Genomic DNA, 23,579 nt, shown 5'->3' with positions numbered 1-23,579 from the left:
TATGCCCGCCCCGCGGGGGCCCTGCGGGGTGTTGGGGGGCTATCGGGGGGGGGGGGGGGGTTAAACGGCCCCCCCCGTGTCAGGTCGTTGAACCCCGCGCTCGCCGGTGGCGGAGCGGTCGGACGGTCGAGGGACAACGGGGCCTCCAGGTCTGCGGGTGCTCGGGTGGCGGTGCGCAGCCCCGATCGTCGCCCGGTCGGCCCTGGTTGGCCCGGGGGGCCCTGACCGGTCCTGTCGGCCCGGTCGGCCGGGTGTCAGCTGCGCACGGAGAAGTCACCACTGGTCGTGCGGATGAACGGTACCGTGCCCTGGCAGTCCGACACCGGCTGGCCGAGCGCGCCCCAGACCCAGCCCATTCGGTCCCCGCGCCGCCCGTCGTCCTCCACCGAGAGCGAGACCTTCTGTCCGATCAGCTCCAGGCCCAGGAACCACGGCGCCTCGCCCTTGGTGACCACCCCGGTGGCGATCGCCTCCCGGCCGCCGACGGCCAGACAGGTGATGTCGCCCTCGAAGTCGGCGACCAGCCGGCCGTCGGTGTGCACGTGACGGACGTGGAAGTGGCCCGTGGTGCCGCGCGGATCGGTGTTGGTGGTGGCACGGGCGTCCACCGAGATCCGAACCGGGTCGCCCTCGAAGCCCTGGAACCCGGCGGTGAGGACGGTGTTGCCGGTGCCGCGTACACCGACCGGCCCGAAGTCGCCTGCTGGGGAGGCCGGTTCCGGAGCGGTGACCGGTGCGGCGGGGGCCGGCTCCGCGACGGCGGCCGGTGCGGCGGTGGCGGCGGTCGCGGCCAGCAGGAGCAGCGAGAGTGCGGCGGTGGCGAGGCGGCGGTTCATGGCGGTTCGGGTCTCCTTCGGCGCGGGTGTTCCCGGGTGGCTGTTCCCGTCCGGGGGTCCGGTGCGGGCGGCCGGTGCGGGTGTCCGGTTCGGGTGTCGCTTGCGGGCGTCCTCTGCGGGTGTTCCGATGCCACCGATCATGCTCCCGCCCGGTCGCGCAGACCTCCCGCTGCGGAGGGGAGTTGACGGCGGACCGCTCCCTCCTGAGGAGGATCGCGCCTCCCCCGGGAGAGCTGCCCGTAGGCTCGGCCGGGTGCCCACCGACTCTCCCTTCGTTCACCCCGATCCCGCACGGCCGCGACCGGCCCGGATCCGTCGGACGCTCGCCGCCGTCTCCGCGTTCGCCCTGCTGGCGCCCGTCCTGCTGGCGCAACCGGACGCCCGGGGAGCGGCCGCGCTGCTCGCCCTGACGGCGGTGCTCGCCGCGGTGGCGGCACTGCTGCCCTGGCCCGCAGGTCGGATCACGCTCGGTGCGGCCGCCGGAGCGGTGGCCGGGGCCTCGCTGCTGGTCGACGCGGTCTACCCGGGGCCGTACCGGCTGCCCGCGTTCTGGCTGCCGTTCGAGTGGCTCGCCCTGCTCGGACTGCTCTTCCGGGCCGTTCGGTGGCTGCCCGACCGGTCGGCCGGTCCGGTCGGCGGGCTGGTGGGACTGGCGGCGGTGCTGCTGCCGCTGCGGTTCGCCCTGCGGACGCCGCAGGGCGGTGCGGCCGGGCCGGTGGCCGGGGTGCTGATCTCGCTGCTCCCACTGCTCGGTGTCGCGGCGGCGGCCCTCTACCTGCGCGTCCTGGACGCCCGCCGGGAGCGGGCGGTGGCCCGGGCCCGGCGCCAACAGCGGCTGGAGGTGGCCCGGGGACTGCACGACTTCGTCGCCCACGAGATCACCGGCATCGTGCTGGAGGCCCAGGCCGGCCAACTCCCGGGCCAGGAGCCGGAGGAGACGACCGCACTGCTGCGCCGCCTGGAGGAGGCCGGGCTGCGGGCACTGGACTCGATGGACGAGATGGTCGGCGCCCTGCGCGAGCCGAGCGGCCGGGAGGGCCGGGAGGGCCGGGAGGGCCGGGACGGCCAGGGTGGCACGGACCTCAAGGGCGACCGCTCCGACGGGTCGGACCGGGCGGGCGGAGCGACCACGCGTCGGCTGGGCCTGGCCGACCTCCCCGAGCTCGTAGCCCGCTTCGGCACCACCGGCGCCCTGCGTGCCACCGTCGAGCAGGCGCCCGGCACCGCCGGCCGGCTCTCCGCCGAGGCCGAGGCGACCGCGTACGCCGTGGTCCTGGAGGCGCTGACCAATATCCGCCGGCACGCCCCGCAGGCCACCGAGGTCACCGTCCGGGTGGCCCCCGGTGAGCGCGGCGCCGTCGAGTTGACCGTCACCGACGACGGTGGCCCCGCCCGCAAGCCGCTGCTGCGCCGCCGCCCGGGCGCCGGTGGCACCGGCCTGGCCGGACTCACCGCCCGGGCCGCCGCCCACGGGGGCTCGCTGACCGCCGGCCCGGGCACGCCCGCGGGCTGGCGGGTCGGCTGCTCCCTGCCGGGGCGCTGAGGCGCGCCCCGCGGCGCCGACCCGATCGAGTCGGCGCCGCGTCCGTGCGCTGTGTCCGTGCACCGCGTGCGCGTGAGGCGGAGGGGCTACCGGGTGGGGCGTACGGGCGTGGACGTCTCCGCCGGTCGGAGGGCTGCCGCCGAGTACGCCCTAGTGACCCCGGCCGCCGCCGCGGGTGCCGCGCGGGCGGGTCAGGGTGAAGCGGTCGACCGGGACGAGGTCCCCGTACGGGCCGCTGACGGAGTAGTAGGTGACGCCGATGGTGGTCTGCCCGTTGCGGCCGCCCGGGTCGACGTCGAAGGAGGCGAAGCCGTACGGGTTGTCGGCGTCCCGGAAGGCGGACCAGGGGGCGTCCTCGATCACGTACACCGGTGGGCGCTTGCCGGTGGCCGGGTCGACGGCGCCGACGCCGGTGATCACCCGCGCCTTGGCGGGGCTGAAGAAGAGCTGGTTGGACGGGGCGGAGGTGCCGCCGCCGCCGATGACCATGTGGACGGTGCCCTTGGTGGTGTCGATGGTCTCGGTGCCGGTGGAGACCGGGATCGGCGTGCGGGTGTCGGTCGGCTGCTGGCCGCGGATCGGGTGCGAGCGCTCGTAGTGGTGCTCGTGGCCGCAGACCACCAGGTCCACGCCGTACTTGTCGAACAGCGGCACCCAGGCCTCGCGGACGCCGAGGTCGGCACCGTTGAACCTGTCGGCGGTGGAGATCACCACCTGGTGCATGCAGACCACGATCCAGTCGATCCCCGGGTCCGCGTTGGCCGCGATCAACTCCCGCTCCAGCCAGCGCTGCTGGGCGCCGCCGGAGTAGCCGTGGACGTAGCTGTTGCCGCCGTCCTGGTAGGCCACGTCGTCGTTGTTGAGGCTGATCACGCGTACCGAGCCGGCCGTGAACGAGTACCACAGGCCGTGGGTCTCCGCGTCGGAGCGGGCGTCCGGCAGCTCGAAGTACACCTGGTAGGCGCCGTAGCCGATCGGGCCGTTGCCCTTCTCGTTCTCGTGGTTGCCGGCCGCGGGCATCCAGGGGCGGTGGCGGGCCGAGCGGCTGTTGTTCTCGAACCAGTCGGACCAGGTGCGGACCCGGTCGGTGGCGATGTTCGCGTAGCACAGGTCGCCGTTGAGCAGGTGGAACAGCGGGGCGATCCGCTCGACCCCGGCGGTGGTGTCGCCGGCGGCGGGGCTGCCGAGGTTGTCGTTCACGTAGCCGTTGGCGGTCTTCCTGCCGAGGGTGGGGGTGCCCTGGTCGCCGAAGCTGGTGAAGGTGAAGGCGGACCGGCCGCGCGGGGCGGTGCGGACGGTGCCGAGCTCGGGGGTGGTGCCGTCGTGGACGGCGGCGTAGACGTAGTCCGTGTCGGCGTGCAGGCCGGTCAGCCGGGCGTGGTGCACCTGGACATCGGTGCCGGAGGCGGCGTCCCGGTACGTGCGGGTCGAGGCCTGGACCGTCCGGCCGAAGCCGTTGTTCGAAGTCCCGTACATCACACGCGGGTTGCCGACGGACCTGGTGGTGTGCCAGGAGACCACCACCTCGCGCGAGGCGTCCGAGCCGAACTGGAGGTGCAGGCCGGCCACGCGGGGCGCGCCGGAGCGGTCCGGGCGCTGCCAGAGCACCGGGGAGGCGGCGGCGGGGGTGGCCTGGACGCCGGCGAGGGAGACGGCACCGCCGAGGCCGACGCCGGTCGCGCCGGCCAGGAGCCCGCGCCTGCTGACGGAGGGACGTCCACTGGAATCGTTCATGGCGGCCAGCTCACCGGACGAAGGTGAACCGGGCCGGTTCCACCGCGTGAACTTTCCCGTCCGCCACCCGTGCGCCACACTGCTGGGCGTGACGAGTGCGAACGGTGGGGGCCGGCGGGTGATCCGCACCCTGATCGCCGACGACCAGGAGGCCGTCCGGCGGAGTGTCCGGCGGATCCTGACGGCCCAGCCGGACATCGAGGTGGTGGGCGAGGCGGCGGACGGGCTGTCCGCGCTGGAGCTGGCGGCCGAACTGCGGCCGGACGTAGCGCTGGTCGACATCCGGATGCCGCGGATGGACGGACTGGAGCTGACCCGGCGGCTGGCCGGGCCGGACGTGGCGGAGCCGGTGCGGGTGGTGGTGCTGACCACCTTCGACCTGGACGAGTACGTGTACCCGGCCCTGCAGCACGGGGCGTCCGGCTTCCTGCTGAAGCGTTCCGGCCCGTCCCTGCTCGCCGAGGCGGTACGGGCGGCGGCGGACGGGGAGAGCCTGATCAGCCCGTCGGTCACGGTCCGGCTGCTGCGGCACGTGACGCAGCCGCGCCGCCCGGAGCGCCGGCGGGCGGCGCCGGTGGTGCCGCTGACCGAGCGGGAGGTGGAGATCGCCGGGCACGTCGCCGCGGGCCGCACCAACGCGGACATCGCCGCGGAGCTGTTCATCTCGCCGGGAACGGTGAAGACCCACGTCGCCAGCATCCAGCGCAAGCTCGGGGTGGCGAACCGGGTCGGGATCGCGGTGCACGCCTGGGAGATGGGCTGGGCGGGCGCGCGGTAGCCGGGGGCGCCGGAGGTGCGGCGCGGGGACAGGACGCGGGAGGCGCGGCGCGCGGGAAAAGGTGCGCGTCCACGGGCCGAGGGGATGCTCCGTGGACGCGCGGAACCTACGAGGTGGGGGTGGCCTCCGGACGTGACGTCCTCCGGCCGGTAGTTCGATCGTCGACCGAGGTAGTCCCAGCGGCAGACCCTGATCCGTCTCGATCCGTCGCCACTGCCTCCTGCGGTCGAACTTCCTTCAGCTACCTCGCAGGTCCACCTCCCATCATGCGCCTCCTACGGGCCGTGCACCAGGGGTGAACGGTATGAATCCGACCAATTTCGCAACTCGGGCGTCGACGTGCCAGTGAGCGGCGGCGAGCGGCGGCCGTCAGGGCCGCGGCCAGCCGTCCACGAAGCTCAGCGTCCGACGGTACGGCCCCTCGGGCCCGGTGCTCCGGTACTCCTCGGCGCTGCTGCCGGTCCGGACGGTGCGGTCCCCGTCGTGCCGCGTGGCGGTGGGGCGCAGGGTGTGGTCGACGGTGGAGCGCTCGGTGACGTGGCCGCCGGTCGCCGCGGTGGTGTCGCGGTGGTAGCCGAGGTCCATGGCGGTGGTCTGGTCGGTGTTGCCGGCCGCGTCGCGGCTCACCCGGTAGCTGACGTCCAGCGGTTCGCCCTCGTGGACGGTGGTGGTGCGGTGCGGGCCGCCGCCCCAGGTGGCGGTGGTGCGGGTGAGGTCGGCGCCGTTGTGCAGCGTCACGTCGTTGCCCGCGTCGCGCAGTCGCTGGGTGGAGCGGAAGGCGAGTTCGTCGCGGACCTCGGTGGTGATCCGGCCGTGCGAGGTCTGCACCCAGCCCCGGGCGAGGTCGTTCCGGGCGGCGGTGACCGTCCAGTCGCCGCTGCCGCCGCCGTGGTCGGCGAGGTCGGTCGCGACGGTGGCCTCCGGGGCGACCCGGTGGTCGGTGAGCTGTCCGGTGGTGCGGTCGGCGCCGTGGTCGGTCTCGGCGAAGAGGTTGACCTGGCCGGTCCAGATGTCGTTGCTCTGCGCCTCGGCGGTGTTCAGGGTGACGCCCACGGCGTGCGGCCGGCCGTCCAGCAGCAGCCCGACGTACGGGGTGAGGTCGAGCCGGTAGGCGGGCAGGTCGAAGGCGAAGACGCCGGGCACGGGCCGCCAGAGCAGCGGGTCCCAGCCGCCGGTGTAGATCACCGGGTACGGCCAGACCGCGCCGGCCACCCGGCCGTCCACGGTCAGCCGCAGCTCGCGGAACGGGCCCTTGCCGCAGATGCCGGTGCCCGGGTTGGCGGCGGCGAAGGCGTCCGGGGCGGAGGCGTACGCGAACTCCTCGCAGGCGCCGCCGCCCCGGGCGTAGACCTCGGCGGTGAGGCGTTCGAGGTTCTGCGGGAAGGTGAGGTCGCGCCCGGCGGCGGGGGAGGTGCTGGTGAGCCCGAACGGTCCGGTGGTGAGCAGCCGGTCGGCGGCGCGGGCGGCCGGCCGGCGGGCGTCGGCGGTGTAGAAGGTCAGGTTGGCGCTGATCGTGAAGACGCCGGTGTAGGTGGCGTCGGTGACGTTGGCGAGGTCGAAGGAGAAGTCCTGCGGGCCGCCGGTGAAGAGCGGGGCGTAGCGGGTGACGTCGTGCTCGACGTTCCAGGCGATGCCGTCCTTGGACGGCTCGGGGGTGGAGGAGAGCAGCACCTGGACGCCGCCGACGCGGACGCTGAAGATCCGGTCGAACTGCCGTCCGGCGACCTGTCCGTGGAGGTCCAGGACCACCGCGGACCAGGGGCCGGCGCAGTCGGCGGGCGGGGTGAGGGTGGTGGTGTACGGGGTGTCCGGCGGGTTGCCGTACCCGTTGCGGAACTCGCGTTCGTGCATCGCCTCGACGGTGCAGGAGCGGGTGTCGGGGCGGGTGAGCGGCTTGGTGGCGGTGACCGGGTCGTGGTAGTCGGTGCCGAAGTCGGCGTGGGCCGGGCCGGCGGCGGTGAGGGTGCCGGCCAGGGTGAGGACGGCGGCGCCGATCAGACCGGCGGCGCGGCGGAGCAACGGGCGCAGGGCCAAGGCGGGTTCCCGGGGTTCGGCGGCCCGCGGGCGGGTGCCGCGGGCCGGTCGGATGATCCGGGAATCCTTCCGGTGGTGGCATGCCAGCGTCAAGGATCCCGTTCGGTCGGACTCGGCTCGGACCCGGACCCGGACCCGGACCCGGACCCGGGCTCGGACCCGGGCTCGGGCTCGGGCCGCGCGACGGGGCGGGTCAGACGTCCTCCAGCTCCGCGGCCTCCTGCCGGATCAGGTCCCGCAGCGAGGCCAGCCGGGGCCGCCGGTCGTCCGTCCGCCACTGCATCTCCAGCGGAAGGGTGGCCCGCCCCTCCAGCCGTACGGTCGCCACGTCCTCGGTGAGGTGGCCGGTCATCGAGCCGGGCACCAGCGAGAAGGCGCGGTTGCGGGCGAGCAGGTAGAGCCGGGAGCCGACGATCCGCGGCGGGCTGACCAGCACCGGCGGGTCCACGCCGTGGTCCGCGCAGAGGCCGAGCACGTGGTCGTAGTAGCGGGGGTGCTGCTCGCGCGGCCACAACAGCAGTGGCAGGTCGCGCAGTTCGGCCAGGCCCAGGCTGCTCCGGCGGGCCAGCGGATGGTCCCGGCCGAGCGCCACCAGGACCGGCTCGTCGGCGATCCGCTCCAGCCGGTAGCCGGTCACCTCGTCGAGGAAGCGCCCGAGCCCGATGTCGGTCAGCTCGGCGGCCAGGGTGGCGGAGACCTGCCCGGTGTCCACGGCGAGCTCGGTGGTGTCGAGCGCCGGAAGCTCCTGCTCGGCCCGGCTGACCACGGCGGGCAGCAGCCGGTTCGCCACGCTCGGCGAGGCGACGATCCGGGCGGTGCCCAGCCGGGACTCCTCGTGCAGCCGTACCCGGGTCAGCAGCGTCTCGGCCTGCCGCAGCAGCCGGGCGCTCTCGGTGGCCATCACCTCGCCGGCCTCCGTGAGCGCCACCGAGCGGCGGCTGCGGTCGAACAGCTCGACGCCGACGGTCCGCTCCAGCCGGGCGACCTCCTGGCTCACCGTCGGCTGCGAGATGTGCAGCCGCTCGGCGGCCCGCCCGAAGTGCAGCGTCTCGGCGACGGTCAGGAAGACCTGGAGCTGACGCAAGGTGAGACCCATGGTCGTCAGGGTAGACGAACCAATAGGCGCAGGCCTATCGGAAACCTCAGGACTCATTCTGGATTCCGATGCGAGCCGTCCATACGCTGAGCAGACGTTGCCCCACCGCAGTGGCAACCTCACAGAGAGTTCGCATCATGACCGGACTTCGCCCCACCGCTCCCGCCGTCCAGGTCTCCGAGGAGGTCGCCCGGGCCCTCGCCGAAGGCCGGCCGGTGGTCGCCCTGGAGTCGACCATCTTCACCCACGGACTGCCGCGGCCGCGCAACCTGGCCGTCGCGCTGGAGGCCGAGCGGCAGCTGCGGGCGGCGGGCGTCGTCCCGGCCACGATCGGGGTGCACGCCGGGGTGCCCACGGTCGGGCTGAGCACCGAGCAGATCACCGAACTGTCCGCCGTCGACGGCCTGGACAAGGTGAGCCTGCGCGACCTCCCGGTGGTCGCCGCGCTCGGCCGGCACGGCGGCACCACCGTCGCCGCCACCGCCTTCCTCGCCCACCGCGCGGGCATCCGGGTCTTCTCCACCGGCGGCCTCGGCGGCGTGCACTTCGGCGCCTCGGAGAGCTTCGACGAGTCGGCCGACATGACCACCCTGGCCGCCACCCCGGTCACCGTGATCAGCGCCGGCGTGAAGTCCATCCTCGACATCAGGGCCACTCTGGAGCGCTTCGAGACCTACAACATCCCGGTCATCGGCTACCGCACCCGCAAGTACCCCGGCTTCTACGTCACCGACTCCGGCCACGAGATCAACTTCAGCGTGGAGTCGCCCGAGCAGGCCGCCAGGATCATCGAGTCCCGGGACCGGCTCGAACTGCCGCAGGCCGTCCTGATCGCCAACCCGGTCGACCCGGCCAAGCAGCTGCCGCCCGAGGAGCTGGACGGCATCCTCGCCCGCGCCTGGGCGGAGGCCGAGCGCCGGGGCGTCACCGGCAACGCCTCCACGCCGTTCCTCCTCGATTTCATCCAGCGGGACACCGGCGGGCGCAGCCTGGAGGTCAACGTCGAGGTGTACCGGGGCAACGTCCGGCTCGGCGGGGAGATCGCGACCGCGCTGGCTGCGGGGGCGGGTTCGGCGGCGGGTGACGCCGCTGCGGACGGCGCGGGCCGTGGTGCCGGTGCCGCCGCAGCGGGTGACGCCGCTTCGGCCGTCGTCGCCGACGGCGGGGCCTGAGCCGTGCTGGGGGTGCTCGGCGACCTCGTCGAGGACATCGTGGTCTGGGCCGACGGCCCGCTGCGGCACGGCACCGACTCCGGCGCCCGGATCTTCCGGCGGCGCGGCGGCAGCGCGGCCAACGTCGCCTGCTTCGCCGCCGGGCAGCACCCCGCCCGCTTCCTCGGCTGCGTCGGCGAGGACGCGGTCGGGGACGGCTTGGTCGCCGAACTGGCCGGCCACGGCGTCGACGTGCGGGTCTCCCGGCGCGGCCGGACGGGCAGCGTCGTGGTGCTGATCGACCAGGACGGCGAGCGGACCATGCTGCCCGACCGGGGCGCCGCCACCCTGCTGGAGCGGGTCCCGGACGAGTGGCTGACCGGACTGACCCACCTGCACGTGCCGGCCTACTCCTTCGACGGAGAGCCGGTCGGCGGCACGGCGGTGGACGCGCTCGCCCGGGTCCGGAGGGCGGGCGGCACCACCTCGGTGGACGCCTCCTCGACCGGCATGCTGGAGCGGTTCGGACGGAAGCGCTTCCTCGGTCTGCTGGCCGAGTTGGCGCCGACCTTCGTGTTCGCCAACCGCTCCGAGTCGGAGTTCCTCGGGCTGCTGGTCGGCGGTCTGCCCGGGCCGGAGCGCGCCCGGCTGCCGGCCACCGCGGTGGTCACCAAGGCGGGTGCCGAGGCGACCGCCGTCGACGTGCCCGGTGAGCCGCTGGTCATGGTGCCGGTGCCGCCGGTGGCCGAGGTGCGCGACCTCACCGGGGCCGGGGACGCCTTCGCGGCGGGGTTCCTGGCCGGCTTCCTGGACACCGGGGACCTCGGGCGCGCGGCCGGGCTCGGGCACCGCAGCGCGGCCCGGGTGCTGGCCTCGCCCGGGGCCTCCTGCGGCGGGGAGTGACCTTCGGGGCTACCCGGGCACCGCGTCCTTGCGGAGGAAGTGCTTCAGCTTCTGCCAGGTCCAGGTGTTGACCACGTCCTCGGCGGTGAGCCAGCCGCGCTGCGCCGTGCCGATGCCGTAGCGCGGGTAGCCGAGCTGGCCGGTGGCGTGGGCGTCGCTGTCGATCGCGAAGCGCACGCCGTGCCGCCGGGCCCGCAGGACGTCCTCGTCGCGCAGGTCGAGCCGCTGCGGGGAGCTGTTGATCTCGATCGCGGTGCCGGTGCGCGCGGCGGCCTCGAACACCGCGTCCAGGTCGACGTCGATCGGCCCGCGCCGGCCGATCCGGCGGGTGGTGAGGTGCCCGATGACGTGCACGTACGGGTTCTCGCAGGCGCGGATCAGCCGACGGGTCTGGGCGGCCCGGTCCAGGGTGAAGTGCGAGTGCACAGAGGCCACGCAGACGTCGAAGCCGGCCAGGAACTCCGGTGGCCAGTCCACGCCGCCGTCAGGGCCGATGTTCAGCTCGGTGCCGTGCAGCAGGCGCAACTTCTTGTGCCGGCCGGCGAGTTGCCGGAGCTGTTCGCGCTGGGCGAGCATCTTCTCGTCCGTCATCCGCTGCATCACCAGGTCCGGGGCGTGGTCGGTGACGGCGAAGTAGGAGTAGCCGCGGGCGGCCGCGGTGTCGATCATCTCCTCCAGGGTGGCCAGCCCGTCGGTCAGGTCGGTGTGGGTGTGCAGGTCGCCGCGCAGGTCGGACTCCTGGACCAGGTCCGGGAGTCCGCCGTCCAGCGCGGCCTCGATCTCGCCCCGGTCCTCGCGCAGCGGCGGCGGGATCCACGGCAGTCCGAGGGCCGCGTACACCTCGTCCTCGGTCTCCGAGACCACCTTGGCGCCGCCGTCCACCTCGAACAGCCCGTACTCGGAGAGCTTCAGCCCGGCCCGGACGGCCATCGTGCGCAGCTTGATGTTGTGCGCCTTCGAGCCGGTGAAGTACACCAGTGCAGCTCCCCAGTCCTCCTCCGGGAGGACCCGCAGATCCACCTGTACGCCCTGGGTGGTACGGACCGAGGTCTTGGTGCTCCCGCTGCCGATCACTTCGGCGACGGAGGGGAGTCCGGTGAGCGCGGCCATCAGCGGGGCGGAGTCCTCGGCGGTCGCCAGCACGTCGATGTCGCCCACCGTCTCGCGCATCCGGCGCAGCGAGCCCGCGTACGCGCAGCGGGTGCAGCCGGGGACGGCGGAGAGCACGGCGACGAGCTGCTCGGCCAGCTCGGTGGCGGTGTCCAGCAGCGTGCGGCCGCCGGACTGCCGCATCAGCTCGATGCCGTGCAGGATCTTCTCGCCGCTGCGCTCGCCGAAGCCGGGCAGGTCGGCGAGCCGCTCCGCGCGGGCGGCCGCGGCGAGTTCGTCCACCGAGGAGATCCCGAGGTCGCGGTAGAGGGCCAGGGCGCGCTTGGGCCCGACACTGGGGACGGCCATCATCTCCCGTACGCCGGACGGGATCTCGGCGCGCAGCGCCTCCAGGGCGGGCACGGTCCCGGTGGTGAGGTACTCGGCGATCTTCTCGGCCGTGGACTTCCCGACGCCGGGGATCTGCTGCAGACCCTTGACGTCCAGGCCGGCCAGGTCCCCGGGGTGGCCGCCGACCGCCCGGGCGGCCTTCTCGTAGGCGCGGGCCCGGAAGGCGTCCCCGCCGGTGATGTTGATCAGGTCGGCGTACTCCTGGAGCAGCTCCCTGACCTGGTCGTTGAGCCGGGGCATGGGGCAAGTCTAGGTTTCGTGGGCCGAATCCGCCGGGTGCGTGCCCCGGTCCGGCCCCGGACGCCGCGGTACTCCGTCAGTCGTACGCGACGGTCAGCAGCAGGACGACGGTCAGCCCGCCGCCGGGGGTGGGCTCCACCGCGAGCCGGCCGCCGGCGGCGTCCACCAGGCTGTGCAGGGCGGGCCCCACCACGCCGTCCGTCCGGACGCCGGCGGTCAGCCGTTCGCGCGCCCCGGTCGGCTCGGAGGAGCCCCGGTCGCAGACCCGGATCTCCACCCGGCCTCGGGTCGCCGCCGTCCGTCCGGACGCCCGCGGTGCGGACGCGCCACCCGCCACGTCGGCCCGGACCAGCACCCGGCCGCCCGGCGGGCTGCGCCGGATCGCCTGGTCGACCAGCCCGGCGACGGCGGTCTCCAGCCGGCGGGCGTCCCCGGCCACCACCGGCAGCCCCGGCGCCACCCGGACCGTGACGGCCGCCGCCCGGCCACCGCCTCGCACCACCCGGCGGACCAGGTCGGCCACCTGGACGTGTCGGGCCGTCGGCTCGCAGCCGTCCTGCCGGCCGGTCCAGCGCAGCCGCTCCAGCTCGGTGCGGGAGAGCGACCTGGGCGCGGCCATCACGCCCGGTGCGAACGGGCCGAGGCCCTCCTCGGCCTCGGTGGTCGCCAGTGCGCCCGCGCGCCCGGACCCGCTCCGGTGGCCGGTGCCGCCCGCGCCGCCGAACGCGCCGACGGCGCCGCCGAACGCGCCGAGCGCCCGGGCCCCCGACGCGACGTAGCTCCAGAGCCTCCCGCGTGCCATCGCCCTGCCCCTCGTGCTCGCCGGCGGCCGTCATCGAATCCGCGGCCGACCGGGACGGGCCGACTACCGGGCCCTTCCTGCCAGCCTGCGCCTCGCCCGCCCGGGTGACAATCCCGCTCCGGGCCGCGGTCCGCTCCGGGGCCCCCGCCGAGCGGCCGGTCGGGCACCCGCCGACCGGCGGGGCCCCGGAGGCGCGGCCTCCTGCGCGTCGAGCAACCGCGAAGGCTTCTTCGCAGAAAACCCTTCGCAAAAAAGCCTTTGCAAAGAAGTCTTTGCGGTTCTAGTCTCCTGCCATGACCGAAGAGCGCGGCTGGAAGCACAGCGACGACCCGCACATCGCCATCACCGCCAAGAACATGCGGGCGATGGCGCACCCCGTGCGCATGCAGCTGGTCGGACTCCTGCGCAAGCACGGCCCGTCGACGGCGACGAGGCTCGCCGCACAGCTGGGGCTGAACTCCGGAGCCACCAGCTACCACCTGCGCCAACTCGCCGCCGCGGGCTTCGTCGAGGAGGACGAGGAGCGGGGCAACGCCCGCGAGCGCTGGTGGCGTTCGGCCCACCCGCTGACCGTCTGGACGGTGGACGACATGGCGGACGACGACCTCGACACGGCCGCCGGCTTCCTGCGGTCCGTCCTGGCCGCGCACACCCTGACCGCCCAGCGCGCGCTGGACGCCTTCGAGACCATGCCGCGCGAGTGGCGCCGGGTGACGGACCTCAGCGACCGGGTCCTCCAGCTCACCCCCGCCGAGGCCGAGCAGCTCTCCGGCGAGCTGTCCGAGGTGGTCCGGCGTTACCGGCAGATCGACCACGGCGGGCCGGCCCCGGAGGGCACCGAGCAGGTCTCCGTGATCGTCCACGTCCTGCCGGACACGAGCACCACCACGACCGAGGGGGAAACCGAATGACCACCACCGGCACCGGTGCCGCCGCCGTCGACGCGCCCGGGCGCAGCTTCCGCCCGCTGGCCGGGGTGCTGGCCGCCACGGTCGTCTCCGTGACCGGCACGCGCGTCTCGGCCATCGCCCTGCCCTGGTTCGTCCTGGCCACCACCGGCAGCGCCACCATGACGGGCCTGGTCGCCTTTGCCGAAATGGCGCCGTACGTGGCGGTCAAGGCACTGACCGGGCCGTTGGTGGACCGGCTCGGGCCGCGCGTGGTGTCCTGGACGACGGACGCGGTCAGCGCCGTCACGGCCGGGCTGGTCCCGCTGCTGCACGCCCGGGGGCTGCTCCCGTTCTGGGCGCTGCTGGTGATGGTCGCGGTGATCGGGGCGATGCGCGGCCCGGGGGACTTGGCCAAGTCCGTCATGGTCCCGGAGGCGGCCGACCACGCCCGGGTGCCGATGGAGCGCGCCACCGGGCTGTCGGGGGTCACCGAGCGGCTGGCCTCCACCATCGGTCCGGCGGTCGGCGGCGGGCTGGTCGCCCTGATCGGGCCGTTGGCCGGGCTGGCGGTCAACGCGGTCACCTTCGCGCTCGGGTCGCTGATCATCGCGGTCGCGCTCCCGCGCGACATGGGGCGCCCGGCGGTGCCCGCGGTGGCAGCCGAACCCTCGGCGGAGGAGCAGCCCGCGGGTTACTGGCGGATGTTCCGCGAGGGCTTCACCTTCCTGCGCTCGGAGCCCCTGCTGCTCACCGTGATCGTGATGATCGGCATCACCAACCTGATCGACGCCGGGTTCACCACCGTCCTCGTCCCGGTCTGGGCGCGCGAGTCCGGCAACGGTCCGGCCGCCATCGGCCTGGCCGCGGCCGTCATGGGCGCCACCGCGGTCGTCGGCAGCCTGATAGCGGCGGCCGTCGCCTCCCGGCTGCCCCGCCGGACGGTGTTCTTCGCCGGCTTCCTGCTGTGCGGCGCGCCGCGCTTCCTGGTGCTCGCCCTCGACGCGCCGATGTGGCTGGTGCTCACGGTCTTCGCGATCGGCGGCTTCGGCGCCGGCTTCCTCAACCCGATCCTTGGCGCGGTCCTCTTCGAACGGGTGCCCCGCCACCTGCTGGGCCGCGTCCACGCCCTCGGGGACTCCCTCTCCTGGGCCGGCATCCCGCTCGGTGGGCTGGTCGCCGGTGCGGCGGTCGCGACGGTCGGGCTGATACCCGGCCTGATCGCCGGCGGAGCCCTCTACTTCGCGACCACGACCCTGGCCGGGCTGCGCCCCGAATGGCGTGAGATGGACCGGTTCCGAGGGCACGCGGGCAGCGCGGTCCAGGCGGGCGGCGCGGCCGACGCGGCCGACGACTCGGAACCGGCGCACTGCGCCTAGGCGGCCCCCAGGACACGCCCTACCGGGCCCGGTCCTCGACAGGGGCCGGCCCGCCCGCCGGTCGGTGGCCCGCCCACTGGAGCAGCAGCAGGCTGGTCAGCGCGGCGAGGGCACACCACGTGGAGACGAAGGCGAGGTGCCAGAGCAGGGCGCAGGCGGCGGCGCCGCGCCGGTGAGGAGACCGAGACGGCGGAGCAGCCGGTCGCCGCTTGCCAGCAGGGAGCCGACGGTGACGAGGAGGTAGCCGGTCAGCAGGAGAGCCGCGTACGGGATGCCCACCGCATAGCCGAGGGTGTGGCCGTGCACGGTCGCCCCCACCGGGTGGGAGCCGATGGCCACGGCCAGCGGAACGGCGACCGCCGCACCGAGCAGGGTGAGCGCGGCGAGCAGCCGTCGGCGCGGGCCGTCGGTCGCGCACCACACGGCGGCGGGGACCAGGACGGGCAGCAGCGGCAGGGCGACCACCGCCCAGGCGGTGCGGGCCGCTCCGGCGAGGCCGTCCGGCAGCCCGCCGTCGGTGCCGAGCCAGACCAGCGCCTCGATCAGCTGGTGCACGCCCAGGACCAGGGGGAGCGCGGCGAGCGGCAAGCGCTCGGGCCGGCCGGCCTGGTGGGCGCGGACCAGGCACGCTACCCCCGCGACCGCGACCAGCCCACCGGCCACGGCGTCCGCCTGCGCACTCCAGCACATCGGGGCCTAACCGGTGCTCCCGTGGCGGTCGTGCTCCGCGGACCCGCCCGTCGGTTCGTCCTCCGGATTGTCGTCCGGACTGCCCTTCGGCCCGTCGTCCGGTCGGTCTTCCGGCCCGTCCCCGGACTTCTGCTCCGCCCCGCCCTCCCGCGGCTCCGCTCCGTCCTCCGGCGGTGCCCCGATGCTCTCCAGGGTGTCGCGGACGGTCCCGGGCATCGCCGGATGGCGGCCGATCACGATCACCCCGATCACGATCGCGACCAGCCCGGCCGCCTGCCAGGCCAGCGCCGCCGGGGCCACCCGCAGCCGGTCGCCGAGGAACCCGACCGCGCAGGCGATCCCGGCCACCGGCTGGGCGGCGGTCAGCGCCGGAAGGGACATCCGCAGCGGCGCCGCCTCGAAGGCGCTCTGCACCAGCAGCAGCCCGACCACGCCCGCCACCACCACCGCGTACGGTTGCCAACTGCGCAGCACCGCGGACAGGCCCTCGTGGTCGAGGCGCTGGGTGGTGGTCCGGGTCAGCGCGTCCTGGAGGCCGTAGAGCAGCCCGGCGGCGAGCGCCAGCAGGGTCGCCTCCTCGAACAGCGGCAGCCGCCGGGCCAGCGAGACCAGCAGCACGACCAGCCCGACCACGGTGCCGACCACCAGCCAGTGCCGCAGCTCCCCGGCGGGCGCCCCACCGCCGGTCGGTTGCCCGGCCACGATGAAGGCCGTCACGCCGAGGGCCAGCAACAGCACCCCGGCCCAGCCGGAACGGCCCAGGGTCTGACGGGTCAACACCCGGGCCAGTGCCATGGCGAAGATCAGATTGGTGGCCAGCAGCGGTTCGACCAGCGACACCTCGCCCTGGTTGAGGGCGAACGCCGAGAGGATCAGCCCGCTGACCATGAACCCGGTGCCGAGCAGCCACTGCGGCATCCGCATCAGGTCCAGCAGCAGCCGCCAGCGCAGCAGATCGGAGCGCGGGGCTTGCTGCGCCGCGTGCTGCTGGAGGACGAAGCCGAGCCCCAGACAGCAGGCCGCACTGAGAGCGAGGAGGAAGACCGCCACGGAGGGACCACCAGGTTGTCGCTGCCCGCGCCGCGCCGACGGCTCCGAGAGGTGGGTCGGAGGTCGCGGCCGCTCCCGCCAGCCTACCGCCGGGCCGGTGCCCGGGCCGGGCGCACGACACGCGCGCGGCGCGGCGGGCACCGGGCCGTCCGGCAGCGCTTGCCGCCACCGGCGGGGCAGGCGCACGCTGGTGTGAGCGGCCGCCACGGGTCACCGTCCGTGCCGGTCCGGACAGGCGCGACGGGGGCCGGCGCCAGGAGGTGTGGCATGCACAACCAGTGGGACGTGGAGCTCAGCTTCGAGGAAGACGGCGTGCACACGGCGTGCGAGGCCAGGCTGACCGGCGCCAGGGCGCCAGGCCTGAGCGCGCACGGCGAATCCGTGAAAAGCGCGGACGACCGTCCGCTCGCCAGGATCGGCGAGGAGGTCGCGGCCGCCCGGGCCCTGGAGGACCTGTCCCGCAAGCTGCGGGCCCAGGCCACCGGGGAGATCGACGACGAAGGGCACCGCCCGGGGTACCTGATCTACTGAGCCCACCGGCAGCCGAACCCCCGTAGGCCGCGGCGGCCCGTGCACGGCCACCGGACCGGGAACGGCGTGCCGCGGAGCCGCCGAGCCGTCGCGCCGCCGGACCGTCGCGCCGCCGGACCGTCGCGCCGCCGGACCGTCGCGCCGCCGAGCGGAGCCGCTCCTGCCGGGCCGCGAAGGCTTCGAGCAAGCAGCTCGGCGGCCGTGCGCTCGACGTGGTGCTCGCGGACGACGGCGCCACGCAGGCGCGCTCCGCCTCGCTCCGGCCCGAGTGGAGGCACCGCCACACCACGCCCGCCGTCCCCCGCGGTTTCACGGCCCCGGCCCTCAGCCTCCGCCGCATGGTGAAGTACGCAACGCTCCACGGTCCCCCCGTCGGGCGAGGGCACGCGGTCGTTCCGCATCCGGCCATGTGCGGCGCTCGGGACGTCCGCCGCACGGACGGATCCGGTCGGCGGTCCTACCGGCGCCACCAGGGGGCGCGCAGGACGTCGTCCGGGTCGACGGCACAGTTGGTGCCGCTGACCACCTCGTGCGCCGGGACGTCCCAGCCGACGACGCCCGCGGCCTGCCGGTCCAGCTCGACCAGCCGGGCGCGCTGCGGGCCGGTGCCGGTGTCGACGTCGCACATCAACACGCTCGTCCAGGAGCGGCCGTCGAGAGCGGCGACGACCGAGAACGCCGGAAGCACCACCAGGGAGAGCAGCAGCGCCGCGACCCGGACCGCCTCGACGGCCCGGGGCCCGAGGGCCGTGGCCGGCCGCCCGGTGCGGTGGCCGGTGACGGCCGAACGCGCGCCGGTCCGGTACTCGGCCACCACACCGAGGCGCAGCAGATAGCCCAGGGCGCCCGCCACCAAACCCCACCACAGCCCGTTGAACGCGCCGACCACCACCCCGAGCGCCCCCGGCAGGATCGCCGCCCGGGCCGCCGTCTCCACCAGCGCCCGCCCCTGGTGCCGGGCGGCCCCGCCGTGAGCGGCCCGATAGGCATAGCTGATGTAGGAGAGCACCGCCGCCAGCACGACCGCCAGCACCGGCTCGGCGAAGAACATCCCGATGACGACGTCCACCCAGTTCGCCGGCCCCATCGCCAGCAGCGCGTCCCGAGCCGCGTCCCCGCCCCGAGCGTCCACGCGAGCTTCAACACCGGAACGGCGAACACCACCGCGGGCGCCATCACATGAGCCGCACTCACCTGCCGCCCGCCGCCGGCCCGCGTGGTTTCGGTCATCCGGCAACGCTAAGCACGCCGTCCGTACCCCCGGCCGTCCGACACCCACCGGTGCACCTCATGGCCCAACCCTCCCGCCCCCGGCGACGGCCGGCGACCCTCGCGCGCCGAACCCGTGCTCGTCAGGAAAGCCCGCACGCCGCCGGTGCTGCGCGCGGCCCGGCAGAGGCTCGCCCAGCTCACCAGCGGCACACCTTCGCCCCACCCCCACCCCCCCGTCCTGGCACCCGAGCGAGCGGCGCGGCCGCGACCCGGCCGCCCGAGCAACCACCCCCGCCGGAACGCCCCCGACCCCTGCCACCAGGTCGGCCCCGCCCGCCGGAAGTCGACCTGGCCGACTTCCGGCGCCGTCGAACCCTGGAGCGTGCCAGAAAGTTCGTGCAAGTCCGTGATCTGGAAGGCTGGTCCGGGCCCGGTTGAGGGCTCTGCCTGGCCGGAACGACCGGAGCCGTGCGGCACGCCCCGGCGGGCGATGACCGGCTTGATGCCGCGCTTCCACAGCAGGCGGCGGTACTTGTCGAAGTCGTAGCCGCGGTCGGCGAACAGTTGCCGGGGCAGGTGGCGCGGGCGGCCGGTCCTGCCGCTGATGCGGGGAATGGCGTCAAGGAGTGGCAGGAGCTGGGTGACGTCGTGGCGGTTGCCGCCGGTCACTGTGATGGCCAGTGGCGTGCCCCGGCCGTCAGTGATCACGTGGTGCTTCGAGCCCGGTCGGGTACGGTCGACCGGGCTCGGGCCCGTTTTGGGCCGCCGCGACGAGCCTGGTGGTGCGAGCCGTCGACCACCGCCCGCGACCGGTCCAGCTCGCCGGCGCGGTGCAGTTCGGTCAGCAGCACCTGGTGGAGACGGTCCCACACCCCCGCCTCGTGCCAGTCCCGCAGTCGGCGCCAGCAGGTCATGCCCGAGCCGAAGCCGAGCTCCTGCGGCAGCCACTCCCACTGGATGCCCGTGTGCAGCACGAACAGGATTCCCTGCAGACAGCCCCGGTCTTCCAAGGCGGACGGCCGATCTTGCCAAGCCGCTGCTGCCGCACGGGCAGCAGCGGCTCGATCCGGCCCCACAGGTCATCCGACACGGCGCTCTCTTCCCGAGGGCCTACTCAACGAGCCGCCAGGCGAACAGACATGGGCACCACGTCGTTCTGTTGGCTCCTCTTGCGCGAAGTCCCTTACGTGCCCGCGCCGTCGAGCCCTGCGGCACGAGAAGTCGGGTGGGCCGACTTTTCGCGCGGGTGGGTCGGGTGTGTCGCCGGCCTTGGGGCGACTTCTCGTGGGGGTGGGTGGGGTGGTCAGGTTCGGTGGGTGGGGGTGAGGAAGGTGGTGAGGCGGGGGTTGAGGTCCTGGGCGGCGGCCATGGGGAGGTTGTGGTGGGAGACGCCCGGGAGGATGGCGACCTCTGCTCCGGGGAGGGTGCGGCGGGCGGTCCGGGCGATGCGGTGGGGGTCGTGGGTGCGGCTGTGGGCGGCGAGGAGGGTGAGGACGGGGGTGGTGAGGGTGCGGAGGCGTTCGGGGGAGGGGCGGGGGCCGGTCACGACGGGGGAGGCGGGGAAGTCGGCGTGGCCGAGGGCGTAGAGCTCGCGCCAGGCGGGGTCGAGGGGCGGGGTGTCGCGGGTCTCCCAGTCGAGGTAGGAGCGGGCGCGGGCCGGGGTGCGGTGGGGCAGGAAGAGGGGGAGGGCGCGCAGCAGGTAGCCGGGGCGGAAGCCGGCGAAGCACTGGGTGGGGTCGAGCAGGGCGAGTCTGCCGACCCGGGTGGGGGCGTGCAGGGCGTACTCCAGGGCGATCCAGCCGCCGTACGAGTGGCCGCAGAGGTCGGCCCGCGGGACGTCGAGTCCGTCGAGGACGGCGTCCAGCCAGCCGAGCAGGCCGGGGACGCCGTCGAGGGCGGCGCCGTCGTGGATGCTGCGGCCGGGGTCGCCGATGAGGTCGACGGCGAGGACGCGGTGTCCGGCCTCGGCCCAGGCGCCGGCGTTGGCGAACCACATGGTGGAGGTGGCGCCGCCGCCGTGGAGCAGGACGAGCGGGTGGCCGTCGGCGGGGCCGCAGGCGTTGATCCGGGTGGTGCCGTGGGCGGTGCGGACGGCGAGTGCCTCGACCGGGACGGGCCAGCGGGCGAGCAGGGCGTCGTAGGCGGCGAGGAAGGGGGCGGTGCGGGCGGACATGGGGCCTCCGCGGGTGTGGTGTGATGGCGGCCGGGTCGGCTGAACCACTCGCCGAACACGTATCGCGCTGAACAAGCATCTCGCTGAGCAATTATCTCGCTGAGCGAGAGAATAGTCGCACATGCCCTCCCCGAGGAAGGACGACAGGGTGTCCGAGGTTGCCGAGCCGATGCGGCTGGTCCATCTGCTGCGTGGCCTGACGGTCGAACTCGACCTGTTCGGAGCCGAGTTCGCGGCCCGCAACGGTCTGCACCCGACCGATCTGCGGGCGCTGATCCACCTGCTGGACGCGGCCAGGGCCGGGGAGGTCGTCACCCCGGGCCGGCTCGGCGAGGCGCTGGGGCTGAACTCGGCGGGCACCACCGGCCTTGTGGACCGGCTGGAGCGGCTCGGGCTGATCCGGCGCGAGCGCGACCCGCAGGACCGGCGCCGGGTGCGGCTGCTGGTGGAGGAGCGGGCGATGGAGCTGGGGGAGGGCTTCTTCGGCGGGCTGATCGGCGATCTGGTCGCGGCGATGCGGCGGTTCGAGCCGGGGGAGCTGGACACGGCCCGGCGCTTCCTGGCGGCCGTGACCGAGGTGGTGTCGGCCGCCAGGGAGAGGTGAACGGGCCGGAACTACGCGGGGCCGAGGGTCCAGCTGATCACCGACAGCGTCGCCATCGACAGGAGCGTCGACCAGAGCACCGCGTCCCGGGCGAGGGCGGTGCCCCGCTGGTACTCGCGGGCGTAGGTGTACACGTTCTGCGCGGTGGGCAGCGCGGAGAACAGCACCACGGTGAGGAGCTGGTGGGCGGGCAGGTGGAGCAGCGGGCCGGCCACGGCGAGTGCGACCAGCGGCTGGACCAGGGTCTTGAGCACGACGATCAGCCCGACCTCGGTGCGGCGCGGACGGCCGTCCGCCGGTGGGCGGTTGTGCAGCGAGAGGCCGAGGGTGATCAGCGCGGTGGGGACGCCCGCGCCGCCGAGCAGTTCGCAGGAACGATTCAGCTCGGCAGGCAGGTGCACGCCGGTCGCCGAGACGACCGCGCCCAGCGCGGTGGCCAACAGGATCGGGTTGCGGACGGGCAGGGTGAGCAGCGCCCGGCGGCCGGCCGCGCCACCGTCCAGGACGGCCAGGACGGCGGGGGTGACCACCAGGATCTGGAACAGCACCACCGGCGCCACGAAAGAGGCGTCGCCGAGGACCTGCATGGTCACCGGGATGCCGAGGTTGGCCGAGTTGACGTAGCCGGAGGCCATCGCGCCGATGGCCAGTTCGCCGGGCTTGCGGTGGAACAGCAGCCGCCCGGCGAGCAGCCCGAGGCCGATCGCGACCGCGGTGCCCGCAGTGAAGGCGAGCATCGAGGCGTTGGCGAAGCGGTCCAGCGGGGTGCGGGCGATCATCAGGAACAGCGCGGCCGGCATCGCCACGTGGAAGACGAACCGGTTGAGCACCGTCTCGGCGTGCGGCCCGAGCAGCCCGGCGCGGCCGACGACGTAGCCGACGCCGGTGAGCGCCCAGATCGGCGCGAAGGCGGACAGCAGGGGATGCAGGGCTGGCATGGTTCCTCGGATCGCTCGGACGGGTCTGCCGGTGCGACGGGGGTGTCCCGTCGGGGGCGCCGACTTCCGAGCGCGGTGACCCCCCGAAGCCCATGAACCCCCGGGGCAGTAAACCAGTGGCCGCGGGCGCGGCGATCAGTGGGTCTGTCGCGAGCACGCCAGCAGGACCGGTGGTCCGGGACGGTGTCGGCCGGCAGGGGCGGGGCCGAGGGCCCGGCGCCCGGTCGATCGCCCGGGCGCCGAGGGACCGGGGCCCGGCCGATCGCCCGGGCCTACGATGGCCCGATGGAGGACCAGTACCTGAGCCTGTCCGAGGTGGAGGCGATCGCGCGCCGGGCCCACCAGGGGCAGGTGGACAAGAACGGCCACCCGTACGGCGAGCACATCGCGGCGGTCGCCCGGGGGACGGCGGCGCGCGGCGGCAGTGCGGCGCAGATCGCGGCGGGCTGGCTGCACGACACCGTCGAGGACGACCGGCTGAGCCGGGAGTGGCTGGCCGGGGCCGCGCTGCCGGAGGAGACCAAGGCGATCGTGGACGCGCTCACCCGGCGCCCGGACGAGCCGGTCGAGGCGTACACCGCGCGCATCCTGGCCACGCCGGGCGCGCTGCTGGTCAAGCGCGCGGACCTGGCGCACAACTCCGATCCGGCCCGCCTCGCCACCCTGGACCCGGCGACCGCCGAGCGGCTGGCCGTCAAGTACGCGCGGATGCGCGAGCTGCTCGGGCTCACCGGCGGGCTGTAGCCCGCACGCCGTGAGCCCGTGAGCCCGGGACCCCGCGGCCGCGAAGCCCGCACGCGGGGTCCACGGGCCGGGCCGCCGCCGCAGAACCAGGAGAGGGCCCGGACCACGCGGGTCGCGCGGGTCCGGGCCCTCTCGGGCACCCCGGTGGTCCCTGTCCGACCCCCGGGGTGAGGGGGAGTGGTCAGGTGACGGGCGGTGGGAGGTGGGCCGACGGGGTCGGCTTAGTACCAGTGGTGGGTCTGCCAGAAGTTCCAGGCGGCGTTCGGGCTGCCGTAGCGGGTGTTCATGTAGTCCAGCGCCCACTTGATCTGGGTGGTCGGGTTGGTCTTCCAGTCCGAGCCGTGCGAGGCCATCTTGGAGCCCGGCAGCGCCTGGGCCAGGCCGTACGCGCCCGAGCTCGGGTTGGTCGCGGTCACGTTCCAGCTGGACTCGTGGGCGATGATCTGGCTGAAGGACGCCAGCTGGTTGGCCGGGACGATCTGGGCGGCGATGGCCTGCGGGGAGGCGGTGGCGGCGTTCGCGGTGGCGGGCAGGACACCCGCGCCCAGGGCGGTCAGACCGGCGGCGCCGGCGAGAATCGCGGCGGAAGTGCGCATGCGGAGCTTGAAAGCGGGCATGAAGAACAGGACCTCAATCGGGTTGGGCCGGTCGCTCCCCGCCCAGGACCACGGCCGGACAAGGGCCGAACGGTTGCGGGGTGCGACGCGATCAGGAAGCCGTTCACCGGCGGGACAGGAGCCGGTGCGGCTGGCGA

The 23,579-nt window shown here is 74.6% G+C and carries 19 protein-coding genes and 3 pseudogenes; 9 read left to right on the top strand and 13 right to left on the bottom strand.

What is annotated here, in order from left to right; all coding sequences use genetic code 11:
• Nucleotides 1–254 precede the first annotated feature (254 nt).
• Nucleotides 255–836: a hypothetical protein gene (locus tag ACFWJ4_RS21475; RefSeq protein WP_380546072.1), complete on the bottom strand. Its 582-nt coding sequence runs from the start codon at nucleotides 834–836 to the stop codon at nucleotides 255–257.
• A gap of 253 nt (nucleotides 837–1,089) precedes the next feature.
• On the opposite strand from ACFWJ4_RS21475, the gene ACFWJ4_RS21470 reads away from it, so the two are divergent.
• Entirely contained in the window at nucleotides 1,090–2,379 is a 1,290-nt protein-coding gene (locus ACFWJ4_RS21470; RefSeq protein WP_380546070.1) for a sensor histidine kinase, read from the top strand.
• A 150-nt stretch (nucleotides 2,380–2,529) separates the two neighbouring features.
• Here the strand turns inward: ACFWJ4_RS21470 and ACFWJ4_RS21465 are convergent, their stop codons facing one another.
• Nucleotides 2,530–4,113 carry a purple acid phosphatase family protein gene (locus tag ACFWJ4_RS21465; protein WP_380546068.1) on the bottom strand — a complete coding sequence of 528 codons (1,584 nt, stop codon included), beginning with the start codon at nucleotides 4,111–4,113 and terminating at the stop codon, nucleotides 2,530–2,532.
• Nucleotides 4,114–4,201: 88 nt separating this feature from the next.
• Here ACFWJ4_RS21465 and ACFWJ4_RS21460 point away from each other — a divergent pair, with 88 nt between their 5' ends.
• Entirely contained in the window at nucleotides 4,202–4,891 is a 690-nt protein-coding gene (locus ACFWJ4_RS21460; RefSeq protein ID WP_380546066.1) for a response regulator, read from the top strand.
• A 369-nt stretch (nucleotides 4,892–5,260) separates the two neighbouring features.
• Here ACFWJ4_RS21460 and ACFWJ4_RS21455 read toward each other — a convergent pair whose 3' ends face one another.
• Together ACFWJ4_RS21455 and ACFWJ4_RS21450 are read right to left on the bottom strand one after the other, a co-directional pair.
• Nucleotides 5,261–6,925, bottom strand: coding sequence for a peptide-N4-asparagine amidase (locus ACFWJ4_RS21455; protein ID WP_380546064.1), 1,665 nt, complete (start codon nucleotides 6,923–6,925; stop codon nucleotides 5,261–5,263).
• A 193-nt stretch (nucleotides 6,926–7,118) separates the two neighbouring features.
• Nucleotides 7,119–8,021 carry a LysR family transcriptional regulator gene (locus ACFWJ4_RS21450; RefSeq protein WP_380546062.1) on the bottom strand — a complete coding sequence of 301 codons (903 nt, stop codon included), beginning with the start codon at nucleotides 8,019–8,021 and terminating at the stop codon, nucleotides 7,119–7,121.
• 137 nt (nucleotides 8,022–8,158) lie between these two features.
• Between ACFWJ4_RS21450 and ACFWJ4_RS21445 the strand changes: the two genes are divergently transcribed.
• Both ACFWJ4_RS21445 and ACFWJ4_RS21440 read left to right on the top strand, forming a co-directional pair.
• Nucleotides 8,159–9,193 (top strand): pseudouridine-5'-phosphate glycosidase, encoded by a 1,035-nt coding sequence (locus ACFWJ4_RS21445; RefSeq protein WP_380546060.1) that lies wholly within the window; start codon nucleotides 8,159–8,161, stop codon nucleotides 9,191–9,193.
• Between the two features lie 3 nt (nucleotides 9,194–9,196).
• A complete protein-coding gene (locus ACFWJ4_RS21440; protein WP_380546058.1) occupies nucleotides 9,197–10,075 on the top strand; it encodes a carbohydrate kinase family protein in 879 nt (292 codons plus the stop codon).
• A gap of 9 nt (nucleotides 10,076–10,084) precedes the next feature.
• Here the strand turns inward: ACFWJ4_RS21440 and polX are convergent, their stop codons facing one another.
• Both polX and ACFWJ4_RS21430 read right to left on the bottom strand, forming a co-directional pair.
• Nucleotides 10,085–11,815, bottom strand: coding sequence for a DNA polymerase/3'-5' exonuclease PolX (gene polX / locus ACFWJ4_RS21435; protein WP_380546056.1), 1,731 nt, complete (start codon nucleotides 11,813–11,815; stop codon nucleotides 10,085–10,087).
• A gap of 76 nt (nucleotides 11,816–11,891) precedes the next feature.
• Complete coding sequence (locus ACFWJ4_RS21430; RefSeq protein ID WP_380546054.1) at nucleotides 11,892–12,617, bottom strand: sensor histidine kinase; 726 nt, start codon at nucleotides 12,615–12,617, stop codon at nucleotides 11,892–11,894.
• A 293-nt stretch (nucleotides 12,618–12,910) separates the two neighbouring features.
• On the opposite strand from ACFWJ4_RS21430, the gene ACFWJ4_RS21425 reads away from it, so the two are divergent.
• Together ACFWJ4_RS21425 and ACFWJ4_RS21420 are read left to right on the top strand one after the other, a co-directional pair.
• Entirely contained in the window at nucleotides 12,911–13,528 is a 618-nt protein-coding gene (locus tag ACFWJ4_RS21425) for a helix-turn-helix domain-containing protein (protein WP_380546052.1), read from the top strand.
• Nucleotides 13,525–14,883 carry an MFS transporter gene (locus ACFWJ4_RS21420; protein WP_380546050.1) on the top strand — a complete coding sequence of 453 codons (1,359 nt, stop codon included), beginning with the start codon at nucleotides 13,525–13,527 and terminating at the stop codon, nucleotides 14,881–14,883. Before ACFWJ4_RS21425 ends, ACFWJ4_RS21420 begins: the two co-directional genes overlap by 4 nt.
• A 19-nt stretch (nucleotides 14,884–14,902) precedes the next feature.
• Here ACFWJ4_RS21420 and ACFWJ4_RS21415 read toward each other — a convergent pair.
• Nucleotides 14,903–15,573 (bottom strand): annotated as a pseudogene (locus tag ACFWJ4_RS21415) (DUF6629 family protein).
• A gap of 210 nt (nucleotides 15,574–15,783) precedes the next feature.
• Nucleotides 15,784–16,623: pseudogene (locus ACFWJ4_RS21410) on the bottom strand (DMT family transporter); the annotation flags it as partial.
• Between the two features lie 267 nt (nucleotides 16,624–16,890).
• Between ACFWJ4_RS21410 and ACFWJ4_RS21405 the strand changes: the two are divergent.
• Nucleotides 16,891–17,154, top strand: a complete 264-nt coding sequence (locus ACFWJ4_RS21405; protein WP_380546048.1) for a dsRBD fold-containing protein — start codon at nucleotides 16,891–16,893, stop codon at nucleotides 17,152–17,154.
• Between the two features lie 457 nt (nucleotides 17,155–17,611).
• On the opposite strand, the gene ACFWJ4_RS21400 is transcribed toward ACFWJ4_RS21405, so the two are convergent.
• From ACFWJ4_RS21400 to ACFWJ4_RS21390, 3 genes and pseudogenes are all read right to left on the bottom strand, one after another.
• Entirely contained in the window at nucleotides 17,612–18,286 is a 675-nt protein-coding gene (locus ACFWJ4_RS21400; RefSeq protein ID WP_380546046.1) for a hypothetical protein, read from the bottom strand.
• Between the two features lie 539 nt (nucleotides 18,287–18,825).
• Nucleotides 18,826–19,456, bottom strand: a pseudogene (locus ACFWJ4_RS21395) (IS5 family transposase); the annotation flags it as partial.
• A 213-nt stretch (nucleotides 19,457–19,669) separates the two neighbouring features.
• The gene (locus ACFWJ4_RS21390; RefSeq protein WP_380546044.1) at nucleotides 19,670–20,539 is read right to left on the bottom strand and encodes an alpha/beta fold hydrolase; all 870 of its coding nucleotides are present in this window, start codon (nucleotides 20,537–20,539) and stop codon (nucleotides 19,670–19,672) included.
• Nucleotides 20,540–20,687: 148 nt separating this feature from the next.
• Between ACFWJ4_RS21390 and ACFWJ4_RS21385 the strand changes: the two genes are divergently transcribed.
• Nucleotides 20,688–21,143, top strand: a complete 456-nt coding sequence (locus ACFWJ4_RS21385; protein ID WP_380356556.1) for a MarR family winged helix-turn-helix transcriptional regulator — start codon at nucleotides 20,688–20,690, stop codon at nucleotides 21,141–21,143.
• Between the two features lie 11 nt (nucleotides 21,144–21,154).
• Here ACFWJ4_RS21385 and ACFWJ4_RS21380 read toward each other — a convergent pair whose 3' ends face one another.
• Nucleotides 21,155–22,081, bottom strand: a complete 927-nt coding sequence (locus tag ACFWJ4_RS21380) for an AEC family transporter (protein WP_359907535.1) — start codon at nucleotides 22,079–22,081, stop codon at nucleotides 21,155–21,157.
• A gap of 285 nt (nucleotides 22,082–22,366) precedes the next feature.
• Here ACFWJ4_RS21380 and ACFWJ4_RS21375 point away from each other — a divergent pair, with 285 nt between their 5' ends.
• Complete coding sequence (locus ACFWJ4_RS21375) at nucleotides 22,367–22,825, top strand: HD domain-containing protein (RefSeq protein ID WP_380546042.1); 459 nt, start codon at nucleotides 22,367–22,369, stop codon at nucleotides 22,823–22,825.
• Between the two features lie 221 nt (nucleotides 22,826–23,046).
• Here ACFWJ4_RS21375 and ACFWJ4_RS21370 read toward each other — a convergent pair whose 3' ends face one another.
• Nucleotides 23,047–23,421, bottom strand: coding sequence for a transglycosylase SLT domain-containing protein (locus tag ACFWJ4_RS21370; protein WP_380546041.1), 375 nt, complete (start codon nucleotides 23,419–23,421; stop codon nucleotides 23,047–23,049).
• Nucleotides 23,422–23,579 lie beyond the last annotated feature (158 nt).

The sequence above is a fragment of the Kitasatospora sp. NPDC127067 genome (assembly GCF_042724755.1).
GTDB classification, from domain to species: Bacteria; Actinomycetota; Actinomycetes; order Streptomycetales; family Streptomycetaceae; genus Kitasatospora; species Kitasatospora lactacystinica.
The sequence above is the reverse complement of the archived record's forward strand: the minus strand, read 5'-3'. Positions and strand labels throughout refer to the sequence as shown.